Here is an 11,812-nt window from a genome sequence, read left to right on the forward strand (position 1 = left end):
CGGGGCCTGCTGGACTCCATCCCGCGCCTGGACCAGAAGGGCCACGAGCTCTATGCGATCAAGGGGCTGCCGCCCAACCTGCTGAAGGTGCCCGGCGGCTGTGCGTTCAACCCGCGCTGTCCCAAGGCGCAGGACATCTGCCGCACCGAGGTCCCCGCGCTGGTGCCGGTCACCGAGCCCGACGGCAGGGACCTGCCGGGCCGCGGCAGCGCGTGCCACTTCTGGAAGGAGACGATCCATGGCTGAGCCGACCAAGGCCTCCAAGCCCTCGCAGCCCGCGAAGCTTTCGAAGGCTGCTTCGGGCGCGGTGCCGACCGACGCCACGCCCAACGTCTCCGAGGTGGAGACGGTGGACGCGGGCACGGCCGAGGAGGCGGTGGCAGCGATCGAGGCACCCGTCGAGCGCGGTGAGCCGATCCTGCAGGTCCGCAACCTGGTCAAGCACTTCCCGCTGACCCAGGGCATCCTGCTCAAGAAGCAGGTCGGGGCGGTCAAGGCGGTCGACGGGATCTCCTTCGACCTCTACCAGGGCGAGACGCTGGGCATCGTGGGCGAGTCGGGCTGTGGCAAGTCCACCGTCGCCAAGCTCCTGATGACGCTGGAGCGGGCCACGGCCGGTGAGGTGTTCTACAAGGGCCAGGACATCACCAAGCTGTCGGGGCGCGCGCTGAAGGCGGTGCGCCGCAACATCCAGATGGTCTTCCAGGACCCCTACACCTCGCTCAACCCCCGTATGACGGTGGGTGACATCATCGGCGAGCCCTTCGAGATCCACCCCGAGGTGGCGCCGAAGGGCTCGCGCCGCCAGAGGGTCCAGGACCTCCTGGACGTGGTGGGCCTCAACCCGGAGTACATCAACCGCTATCCGCACCAGTTCTCCGGCGGCCAGCGCCAGCGCATCGGCATCGCCCGCGGCCTGGCCCTCAACCCCGAGATCATCATCTGCGACGAACCGGTCTCGGCCCTGGACGTCTCCGTCCAGGCCCAGGTCATCAACCTGATGGAGAAGCTCCAGGACGAGTTCAACCTCTCCTACCTCTTCATCGCCCACGACCTGTCCATCGTCCGGCACATCTCCGACCGCGTCGGCGTGATGTACCTGGGCAAGATGGCGGAGATCGGCTCCGACGAGCAGATCTACGAGCACCCGACGCACCCTTACACCCAGGCCCTGCTCTCCGCGGTCCCGGTGCCGGACCCCCAGGCCCGCGAAGGCCGCGAACGCATCATCCTCACCGGCGACGTCCCCTCCCCGGCCAACCCGCCCTCGGGCTGCCGCTTCCGCACGCGTTGCTGGAAGGCGGAGGACAAGTGCGCGAAGGAGGTCCCGCTGCTCGCGGTTCCCGAGCGCTTCAAGGGCCAGGACACCCCGGCCGCCCACGAATCGGCCTGCCACTTCGCCGAGGAGAAGGCGGTACTGGTCGGCTGACGTCGATGAGTGACGCGTGATGCGTGATGCGTGAGGTGTAACTGAGGGCGCCCGGGACTGAAGAGTCCCGGGCGCCGTCGCTTTCGGGGGCGGGCTCCCCTCATGGACCTGAGTCGTCGAGGCGCATACGACGTGGAGCTGCACGCGCGCCTGGCGATGGGCCTCTGCGGAGTGCCTGGCGGGGGAGGCTTCGGCTTGCCCGCACCGGATGGTTGCCGGGGCCGCCCGGTTTTTTGCGGAGTGTGGCGGTTCCGGGCCGGGAGTAAAGGGCGCCCTTCGGGCGTCGGCTGCGCCGATTCCGCTGCGCTCCACCCTTGACTCCCGTCCCTCCACCGCACGTTGACTTTGACCCGGACGGCCAGGGGTGGGGCCGACGGGATCCTCTGCTCGGGTCATCCCCTCTCGCTGCCGGGTGCGGTCCGGCCCATCGTGGGCGGGCGCCACGGTTTGCGCCTTGGCCAGCCGCGCGGCCTCGCCGCTCGGGTCATCACCCTTCGTCGCCGGGTGCGGACCGGCCCATCGTGGCCGACCGCCCCGGTTCGCGCTCGGCTAGCCGCACGGCCTTGCTGGTCGGGACATCGGCTCTCGCTGCCGAGTGCGGTCCGGTCCATCGTGGGCGGATGCCCCGGTTCGCGGCTCGGTCAGCCGCCCGGTCCATCGAGTCACGTCTCTGGGGGGACCGGGCATCAACTTTTTGAAAGTTGCGAATGGAGTCGCCGTGCGCCTCCCGGCTCACGCCCCGCACGCCCCCCCGCAGACACCGCCCAACACGAGGTTTTGGCCCAGCGGGCTCGCACAATTGACGGCGCATGGAGCATGGCGGGGGGCGCGCGGCACACCCCTTCGCAACTTTCAAAAAGTTGATGACCCGGAGCCCAGAGCCCAGAGCCCGGAGCCCGGGGTGCCAGTGACTTGCGGCCGCGCACGGCGCCCGGCGCCCGGCGCATCCGCCATAACGGGGGGCGCGCGGCAGGTCCCTTCGCAACTTTCAAAAAGTTGATGACCCATGCCCCCGGGTGAAGGGGCCGTGGTCCAGTCCGGGGTGCCTGCCGGCGCGCACCGACCGTGGCACCTGCCCACGATGGACCGATCCGCACCCGGCAGCGAGAGCCGATGACCCGAGCAGCGAGGCCGAATGGCTAGCCGAGCGCGAACCGGGGCGGTCGGCCACGATGGGCCGGGCCGCACCCGGCGATGAGAGCCGATGGCCCGAGCGGCGTGGCCGGGCGGCTGGCCACGCCGTGACCGTGGCGCCCGCCCACGATGGGCCGGTCCGCACCCGGCAGTGAAAGGGGATGACCCTCCTAGGCCAGCCCGCCGCCCCACCCCTGGCCGTCCGGGTCAAAGGTCAACGTGCGGTGGAGGGACGGGAGTCAAGGGTGGAGCGCAGCGGAATCGGCGCAGCCGACGCCCGCAGGGCGCCCTTTACTGCCGGCCCGGAACCGCCACACTCCGCACAAAACCGGGCGGCCCCGGTGACCATCAAAGACGCAGGCCCACCGAAGTCCCCGCCACTCCGTCAACGCAGAGCCGGCCACTCACATGGGAAGCGACCGCACCCGCACCGGCCCCCCGGGCCACCGCGCGCCCTCCCGCAGCGGCGTCACCATCGTCCGCAGAGGCATGGTCACCACGCGACCCCCGGGCTGTTCGACCTGCACGTCCTCGTCGAGCGCCTGCCAGCCCAGCCTCTCGTACAGCGTGACGAGCGGCGGGCGGCAGAAGAGCAGGGCGTGGTGGGGGCCCAGGGTGCGAGCGTGGGACAGGGCCGTCGTGAGGACCTCGCGGGCCAGGCCCCGGCCGCGTACGTCGGGGGCGACCGCCACGCCGCCGACCCCGACCACTTCCAGGTCGGTTCCGTCGACCGACAAAAACAAGCGTCGCAGCCCCGCGTGGGCCACCAGTCGGCCCTCGTGGCGTATGCCGAAGTGTTCCTCCTTCGGCAGCCAGGCCAGGCCGGTCCCCGCGACGCCGAAGGGGTCGTCGCCGGTGCCCAGGATCTCGTCCTGCTCGGCCTTCGTGTACTGGGTGAGCCGGACCGCGCTCGGCCGGTCGGATGTGTGGCGTGTGTTGTGGTGTGTGCTCATCTCCGCATGATGGCTCTGGGGAGTTCCGCACCGTACGCCGGGCCCGAAGCCGGCCGCGCCCCGCTCGGGTCAAGGGGGAGGGCGGGCCGGCCCGGTGATCGGGGGCCGTCCCGGAGGGGTGGGTGTGGCCCCGGCCCAAGGCCGTGGGGAGCGTCGCTCAGAGCGACTTGCGTGCGGCGGGTACGGCCAGTTCCGTGGGGTTTTCCGGGTGGTGGCACGCCGTGAGGTGACCGGCGCCGTTGCCGTCGATCCGTACCAGCGGTGGCGTGTCCGTCGCGCACTTGTCCGTCGCCTTCCAGCAGCGGGTGCGGAAGCGGCAGCCCGAGGGCGGGTTGACGGGGGAGGGGACGTCGCCGGTCAGCAGGATGCGTTCGCGGCGCGGGACGTCGTCAGGGGTCGCCTCGGGGACCGCGGACAGGAGGGCCTTGGTGTAGGGGTGGCGCGGGTTCCCGTACAGGCTCTCGCGGTCGGCGATCTCCACGATCCGGCCGAGGTACATCACGGCGACCCGCTGCGAGAAGTGCCGTACGACGGCGAGGTCGTGGGCGATGAAGAGGAACGCGATCCCCAGCTCCTTCTGCAGCTGCTGGAGCAGGTTCACCACCTGCGCCTGGATCGAGACGTCGAGCGCCGAGACGGGCTCGTCGGCGACGATCAGCTTGGGTTCCAGGGCGAGCGCGCGGGCCACTCCGATGCGCTGGCGCTGGCCGCCGGAGAACTCGTGCGGGAAGCGGTTGTAGTGCTCGGGGTTGAGGCCGACGGTCTCCAGGAGTTCACGGACGCGGGCCTCCCTGCCGCCCGGCGGGTCGATGTCGTTGACCTCCATCGGGCCCGCGATGATCTTGCCGACCGTCTGGCGCGGGTTCAGCGACGCGTACGGGTCCTGGAAGATCATCTGGATCTCCGAGCGGACCGGCTTCAGCTGCTTGCGCGAGGCGTGCGTGATGTCCTTGCCGCGGTAGGAGATCGTGCCGGCGGTGGGCTCCAGGAGGCGGGTGATCAGGCGCCCCGTCGTCGACTTGCCGCAGCCGGACTCGCCGACCAGGCCCACGCTCTCGCCCTGGGCGACGGTGAAGTCCAGACCGTCCACCGCCTGGACGGCGCCGACCTTTCGTCTGAACGGGAAGCCGCCCATGATCGGGAAGTGTTTGGTCAGCCCGCTGACGTCCAGGAGGGGAGTGCTGTCGCTCATAGTGGTCAAGTCCAGTCTCTTGTACGTCAGTCGGTGCGCGTCGCCGCGAAGTCCGCGAAGAACTCCGTGCGCTGCTCCGGCGTCAGGTGACAGGCGGCGCCCCGTCCTTCGGTCAGTTCGAGGAGCGGCTGCTCGCCCGAGCACCGGCCGCCCCCGACCTGTTCGGTGAACGCGCACCGCGGGTGGAAGCGGCATCCCGAGGGCGGGTTGAGGAGGCTCGGCGGCGTGCCCGGGATGGGCGAGAGCGGCACGTCCACGGGGCCGTCGAGCGCCGGCATTGAGCCCAGCAGACCCCAGGTGTAGGGGTGTTGGGGCGTGCGCAGGACTTCCTTCTTGGCGCCCCGCTCCACGCACCGCCCGCCGTACATCACCAGGATCTCGTCCGCGATGTCGGCGATCACACCGAGGTCGTGGGTGATGAAGATGATCGACGTGCCGAACTCCTGCTGGAGGTCTTTCAGGAGGTCCATGATCTGCGCCTGGACCGTCACGTCGAGCGCCGTGGTCGGTTCGTCGGCGATGAGCAGCGCCGGGTTGCAGACCAGCGCCATCGCGATCATCGCGCGCTGGCGCATACCGCCGGAGAACTGGTGCGGATAGTCGTCCACGCGCAGGTCGGGCTGGGGGATGCCGACCTTCGTCAGCATCTCGACCGACCGCTCCCTGGCCTCCTTCTTGGAGGCACCGGTGTGCTTGCGGAACGTCTCGCCGATCTGCCGGCCGATGGTGTGGTAGGGCGAGAGCGAGGCGAGGGCGTCCTGGAAGATCATGGCCATCTTGTTGCCGCGGAGCTTCTCCAGCTCCCGTTCGGTGGCGGTGAGCAGCTCCTGGCCGTCGAGGAGGATCTCGCCGTCGATGGCGGTGCTGTCCTTGTGGTGCAGGCCCAGGATGGCCAGGTTGGTCACCGACTTGCCGGAGCCGGACTCGCCGACGATGCCGAGCGTCCGGCCCTTCTCCAGGTCGAAGTCGAGACCGTCGACGGCCTTGACCGTGCCGTCCTCGGTGGAGAAGTGGACGCGCAGGTCGCGTACGGACAGGAAGGGGGTGGTCATCAGTTCTCTCTCCCCGGCCCTATGCGAGGCGTACGCGCGGGTCGATCAGCGCGTACAGGGCGTCGACGACGATGTTGAAGAGCACGATCGCGGCGGCCGCCACGAGGACCACCCCGAGCAGCAGCGGCAGGTCGCTGGTGTCGACCGCCTTCACGGACAGCTCACCGATGCCGTGCAGGGCGAAGGTCTTCTCGGTGATGATCGCGCCGCCGAGGAGCACGCCGAGGTCGAGGCCGAAGATCGTGACGATCGGGCCCATCGCGCCGCGCCAGGCGAAGCGGAAGAAGACCGTGGAGCGCGAGAGTCCCTTGGCCCGGGCCGTGCGGACGTAGTCCTCGCTCATGGACTCCACCAGTTGCGAGCGGGCCATGCGCGTGTAGTTGGCGGTGAAGATCAGGGCGAGCACGAGCCAGGGGATGAGCAGCCCGGAGAACCACTCGGCGGGGTTCTCGGAGAGGGGCGTGTACGAGGGCCGGTCCAGCAGGTGCAGCTGGTCGGTCAGGGCGTACACGGCGAAGACGCCGACGACGTAGATCTGCATCGAGGAGGCGATGAGCGACGCGGACGACGCGATCTTGTCGAGGGCCTTGCCCTGCTTGAGCGCGGCCAGCATCCCGGTGCCCACTCCGAAGACGACGAACACGACCGCCGCGCCGAGCGAGAGGGAGAGCGTGGTCGGGAAGCGGTCGAGGATGGTGGCGAGGACGGGCTCGCGGTTGCGGAACGAGTAGCCGAGGCAGGGCGCGTCGCAGAAGCCGTACGAGTCGTAGTCGCGTCCGACGAAGAGGCCCTCGAACCAGTGCCAGTACTGCACGGGCAGCGGGTCGGCGATCCCCAGGTTGTGCTTCACAAGCGCCAGCGTGTCGGGCGGGCAGACCTTGCCGCAGGCCAGGCGCGCGGGATCACGCGGGGCCGCGTAGAAGAGGAGGAAGACGATCGCGCTGATGATCAGCAGGATCACTGCGCCGCCGAGCGTGCGGCGAATGAGGAAGCGGAGCATGGCAGTTGGGATTCCTGACGGATGCCGTGAGAGGAGTTGGGGGCCGGGGCGGGCCGCCGTGCGGTGGCCCGCCCCGGGGGCCGGTCGTCAGGCCTTGACGTACGTCTTGTGCAGCATCGTCGCGGCGAACTGCGGGTCGTGGATGGCGCCGCCGACCTTGGAGCCGTGCAGGTACCAGCGGCGCTGGTAGGTCTCCGGGATGATCGGCACGACTTCCTTCATGACCCGCCTGTCGAGCGCGGCCCACGCCTTGCCGGCCTCCTTCGGATCCGAGATGACCGCGTTCTTCTTGATCGCCTCGTTGATCCAGGGGACGTCGCACTGGGACACGTTGTTCTGGCCGTCGCCGATGGCGGCGCCGTCGAGCAGCGGCTGCATCATGGTGTAGGCGGTCGGCCAGTCCGGGGACCAGCCGAACCACATCACGTCGAAGCGGTTGTCCAGGCGCTGCGCCTGGTCGTAGAAGTCCGTGGAGTTGAGCGGCTTGATGACCGGCTCGAAGCCCGCGGCCTTCAGGTTCTTCTCGATGACGATCTTGGTCTTGTCGTAGGTGGGGCGCCGCGGGAAGGCGTACACGATCTTCGTGCCGAGCTTGCCGGCCTTCTTCAGGATCTCGTGGGCCCGCTTCACGTCGCCCTGCGGCTTGTCCAGCTTGCCGTAGAGGTCGAACTTCTCGCGGCCGACGATGTCGGGGCTGAGGATCGTCGTGGCGTAGTCGCCCGCGGTGGTGCCGCCGTAGATCTTGCGGCTCTGCTCGAGGGGCCAGGCGACGAGGAGCGCCTTGCGCACCTCCACGTCGGTGATCCGCTTCATGTTGATGGCGAAGTAGTAGGTGCCGGACGACAGGCCGTTGAAGCTGCGCTTCTTGATGTCGGGCGTCGAGAGCACCTTCTGCATGCGCTCGGCCGGGATCGGCTCGTAGAGGGCGACCATCTGCTGGTCCTTGCCCTGGTCCGCGATGAAGCGGTCGCAGGACTCGGGGCCGGTCGGCCCGAACTCGAACTCGAAGTTGTCCGGGTAGGCGTTGCGGATCGGGTCCGTCTTCGCGTCCCAGTGCTTGTTGCGCGCCAGCGTCATCGACTTGTCGATGGTGCGGTGCTTGACGATGTACGGGCCGCAGGAGAAGGGCGCCTTGTCGTACTTCTCCTTGGTGTCGTGCTTCACGGGAGTGGCGGCGTAGCTGTGCATCGCCAGCGTGAAGTTGAACTCCGGGCGCGCCTCCTTCAGGTGGAAGGTGATCGTCTTCTTCGCCTTGTCGGTGACGATCGAGTCCAGGTGCTTGCCCTTGTACGGGCCGTCGTACCCGTCACGCCACTTGGCGCCCTTGCCGCTCAGCGCCTGCTGGACGTAGATGGCGCCCTCGGTGACGAAGGGGGCCCAGCCGCGCTCGATGCCGTGCCGGACGTCGTCGACGGTGAGCTCGCTGCCGTCCTGCCACTTCAGACCGTCCTTCAGGGTGAAGGTCCAGGTCTTGTTGTCGTCCGAGGACTTGCCGGTGTCGGTGGCGAGGTCGCCGACGAGGATCTGGTGACCCTCCATGTCGGTCTGGTAGCCGGTGAGGCAGCGCGCGTAGAGGTTGGCGATCGAGGAGTTGTACGCGAAGTAGATGCGCTGGGGGTCCATGTGCGACACGTCGTCCTCGGCGACGCCGTAGATCGTGCCGCCCTTCTTGCCGCCGGGGACGGCGGGCGCGGGACCGGTCGAGTCCTTCTCGGTGCCCACCTTCACGCTCGCGTTGGTGTACTCCGTGGCACCGCCGTGCGAGCCGCCCCCGCCCCCGCCCGAGTCGCCGCTGCTGCACGCGGACAGGACGAGCGAGCCGCCCGCCGCCACGGATGTCGAGATGAGGAGGTTTCTGCGTGAGATTGCCATGTGGCCACCAACCCTGTGTGAAGGAGGAAGAGCGAGAAATGGGCCCGGCACGGCCCCGTCGCGCGTGCCGGTTCCGGGGGAGTGTCAGCGTCTGGTCTTCGGGTCGAGCGCGTCGCGCACCGAGTCGCCGAGGAGGTTGAAGGCGACCACGAAGATCACCATGGCGAGACCGGGGAAGACCATGAAGGTGATGTCGTCCTGGTAGTACTTCGAGCCGTTCTGGATCATCACTCCCCAGTCCGGCGTGGGCTCTTCCAGTCCGACGCCCAGGAAGGCGAGTCCCGCTTCGGCGGTGACGAACATGGGGAGCGCGAGGGTCGCCTGGATGAGGATCGGCGTCCACAGGTTCGGGAGCAGTTCCTTGAAGATGATGCGTGCGGGGGAGGCGCCCGTGACCTTGGCGGCCTCCACGAACTCCCGTTCGCGCAGGGCGAGTACCTCACCGCGCAGCAGGCGCGCCATCGGTGCCCAGCCGAAGGCGGTCATCACGGTGATGAGGCTGGTGATGGTCAGCCACTGCGGGATCTTGTCCTCGGGGCTGACCAGGACCGAGATCATCACCGGGAAGAAGGCGATGTAGAAGAGCGTGGACGGGAACGCGAGCAGGATGTCGATGACCCGGCCGATGAGGTAGTCCGTCTTGCCCCCGATGTACCCGGCGGTGACGCCGATGGTGACGCCGAGGAGCACCACGAGGAGCGTCGTCGCGGCGGCGATCAGCAGCGAGTTGCGGATGCCGTAGAGGAGGAACGTGAACACGTCCCGGCCGAGCACCGGCTCGACGCCGAACCAGAAGTTCCCGTCGATGCCGCCGTTCGGCTTGACCGGGTAGTTGAAGTCGTTGAGCAACCCCGGCTGGTCGAGGCCGTAGGTGTCGTACGGGTTCTTGCCGTAGACCTTCGAGATCAGCGGCGCGCAGAGCGCGACGACGAAGAAGAAGATGACGATGCAGGCGGCGGTGACGCCGGACTTGTCCCGCTTGAAGCGCGTCCAGGCGAGCCGCCCCGGTGAACGCCCCCGGCTGCCGCGGTCCTTGGGCGAAGAGGGGTTGCCGTCGACTTTGCCCGTCACTTCAAGCGTGGCGGCAGCGGCGGGTGTTGGCGAGGTCATGGCGCTCCAGGCCCGAAGGGGTCAGCAGGAAGCCGCAGGACAACCAGCACCCACGGGCTAGGCGCGACTTTCGCAAGGCGTTTCCCTGGCGGTCAATGAATCGTCAGGCGCTTTGGGCCGCTCTTGGGATCCTTGAGCGGAACTTTGGTCAAGCATGGGCATGACATTGCCTTCGCGTAATCAAGCGTGATGGACAAGGCCGGGCGATGCCGGGCGAGCCGGGCAATGAGTCCGATATGCGGGCGTGATCGTCTCGGAATGCGTACATCCGGATGGGCTCCGACTCGTACGGGTGGAGTAAATGTGCGGTTCATGCCGCATGCGGCGATATTTGGCGATACGTGAGTCAGCTCGCGGGACGCAGCACGCCAGGACGGCAGGACAGCACAGGACTGGAGGACTCCATGCGTGGAGCCACGCACGCCAAGTGGGCCGCATGTGCGGTGGCGGTCGCCGTCGCGGCGACGGCCTGTGGTGGCGGGGGAAGCGGCGGCGGCGGTGGCGACGGCTCCGGCATCGTGAGCTCCTCCTGGGGCGACCCGCAGAACCCGCTGGAACCGGCGAACACCAACGAGGTCCAGGGCGGCAAGATCCTCGACATGCTCTTCCGGGGTCTCAAGCGGTACGACCCGAAGACCGGCGAGGCCAAGAACATGGTCGCCGAGTCGATCGACACCAAGGACGCGCAGAACTTCACGGTCAAGATCAAGAAGAACTGGACGTTCAGCGACGGCGAGAAGATCACCGCCAAGTCCTTCGTGGACGCCTGGAACTACGGCGCGAACCTGAAGAACAACCAGAAGAACGCCTACTTCTTCGGCTATATCGACGGTTACGACAAGGTCCACCCCGAAAAGGGCGAGGCGAGCGCCAAGACGCTCTCCGGGCTCAAGGTCGTCGACGACACGACCTTCACCGTCAAGCTCAGCCAGAAGTTCTCCACCTGGCCCGACACCCTCGGCTACCCGGCCTTCGCGCCGCTGCCCAAGGCGTTCTACGACCACCACGACGCCTGGCTCTCCAAGCCCGTGGGCAACGGCCCGTACACCGTGGACTCGTACACCAAGGGCTCGCAGATGTCCCTGCGCAAGTGGGACAAGTACCCCGGCCCGGACAAGGCGAAGAACGGCGGTGTGGACATGAAGGTCTACACCGACAACAACACCGCCTACACCGACCTGATGGCCGGCAACCTCGACCTCGTCGACGACGTGCCCGCCTCGCAGCTCAAGAACGCCAAGAACGACCTCGGCGACCGCTACATCAACACCCCCGCGGGCATCATCCAGACCCTCGCCTTCCCCTTCTACGACAGCAAGTGGAGCAAGCCGGGGATGGAGAAGGTCCGCCAGGGCCTGTCCATGGCGATCAACCGCGAGCAGATCACCGAGACGATCTTCCAGAAGACGCGGACGCCCGCCACCGACTGGACCTCGCCGGTGCTCGGCAAGGACGGCGGCTACCAGGACGGGCTCTGCGGTGACGCCTGTAAGTACGACGCCGCCAAGGCCAAGAAGATGGTCGAGGACGGCGGCGGCATCCCCGGCGGCACGCTCAAGATCTCGTACAACGCGGACACCGGCTCGCACAAGGAGTGGGTCGACGCCGTCTGCAACTCCATCAACAAGGCCCTCGGCAAGGACAAGGCCTGCGTCGCCAGCCCGGTCGGCACCTTCGCGGACTTCCGCAGCAAGGCCTCCAAGCAGGAGCTCGACGGCGCCTGGCGCGCGGGCTGGCAGATGGACTACCCGCTGATCCAGAACTTCCTGGAGCCGGTCTACTTCACCGACGCCCCCTCCAACGACGGCAAGTTCTCCGACAAGGAGTTCGACAAGCTCGTCAACGAGGCCAACGGCGAGACCGACACCGGCAAGGCCGTCGGCACGTTCCAGGACGCCGAGAAGATCCTCGCGAAGAAGATGCCCGCCATCCCGCTCTGGTACCAGAACGGCAGCGCCGGCTACTCGGACAAGGTCTCCGACGTCGCGCTGAACCAGTTCAGCGTGCCCGTCTACAACGAGATCAAGGTCAACTGAGACGCCGGGAGCGGCCGCCGGGCCCCCGCGAGGG

General features: G+C 68.2%; 9 protein-coding genes. 3 read left to right on the top strand and 6 right to left on the bottom strand.

The genetic code is table 11. The annotated features are described in order from the left end of the window. A partial coding sequence (locus ACFVYL_RS37555; protein WP_389724724.1) for an oligopeptide/dipeptide ABC transporter ATP-binding protein occupies positions 1–246 on the top strand: 246 nt, incomplete at its 5' end. Beyond that, positions 239–1,429, top strand: a complete 1,191-nt coding sequence (locus tag ACFVYL_RS37560; protein ID WP_389724726.1) for an ABC transporter ATP-binding protein — start codon at positions 239–241, stop codon at positions 1,427–1,429. The genes ACFVYL_RS37555 and ACFVYL_RS37560, both read left to right, overlap by 8 nt. 1,538 nt (positions 1,430–2,967) lie before the next feature. Here ACFVYL_RS37560 and ACFVYL_RS37565 read toward each other — a convergent pair. The 6 genes from ACFVYL_RS37565 to ACFVYL_RS37590 all read right to left on the bottom strand — a co-directional run bounded on the left by ACFVYL_RS37565 (position 2,968) and on the right by ACFVYL_RS37590 (position 9,742). Next, positions 2,968–3,516: a GNAT family N-acetyltransferase gene (locus tag ACFVYL_RS37565; RefSeq protein WP_389724729.1), complete on the bottom strand. Its 549-nt coding sequence runs from the start codon at positions 3,514–3,516 to the stop codon at positions 2,968–2,970. A 157-nt stretch (positions 3,517–3,673) separates the two neighbouring features. Further along, the gene (locus ACFVYL_RS37570; RefSeq protein ID WP_389724732.1) at positions 3,674–4,708 is read right to left on the bottom strand and encodes an ABC transporter ATP-binding protein; all 1,035 of its coding nucleotides are present in this window, start codon (positions 4,706–4,708) and stop codon (positions 3,674–3,676) included. 26 nt (positions 4,709–4,734) lie between these two features. After that, a complete protein-coding gene (locus ACFVYL_RS37575) occupies positions 4,735–5,760 on the bottom strand; it encodes an ABC transporter ATP-binding protein (RefSeq protein ID WP_389724735.1) in 1,026 nt (341 codons plus the stop codon). 19 nt (positions 5,761–5,779) lie between these two features. Next, entirely contained in the window at positions 5,780–6,760 is a 981-nt protein-coding gene (locus ACFVYL_RS37580; RefSeq protein WP_389724738.1) for an ABC transporter permease, read from the bottom strand. A gap of 87 nt (positions 6,761–6,847) precedes the next feature. Further along, positions 6,848–8,632 (bottom strand): ABC transporter substrate-binding protein, encoded by a 1,785-nt coding sequence (locus tag ACFVYL_RS37585; RefSeq protein WP_389724741.1) that lies wholly within the window; start codon positions 8,630–8,632, stop codon positions 6,848–6,850. Positions 8,633–8,716: 84 nt separating this feature from the next. Beyond that, positions 8,717–9,742: an ABC transporter permease gene (locus ACFVYL_RS37590; protein ID WP_389724744.1), complete on the bottom strand. Its 1,026-nt coding sequence runs from the start codon at positions 9,740–9,742 to the stop codon at positions 8,717–8,719. Positions 9,743–10,146: 404 nt separating this feature from the next. Here ACFVYL_RS37590 and ACFVYL_RS37595 point away from each other — a divergent pair, with 404 nt between their 5' ends. Next, positions 10,147–11,778: an ABC transporter substrate-binding protein gene (locus ACFVYL_RS37595; protein WP_389724747.1), complete on the top strand. Its 1,632-nt coding sequence runs from the start codon at positions 10,147–10,149 to the stop codon at positions 11,776–11,778. The last annotated feature ends 34 nt before the right edge of the window (positions 11,779–11,812 follow it).

Origin of the sequence: Streptomyces sp. NPDC058308, from assembly GCF_042880275.1 — a bacterium.
Classification (GTDB): Bacteria; Actinomycetota; Actinomycetes; order Streptomycetales; family Streptomycetaceae; genus Streptomyces.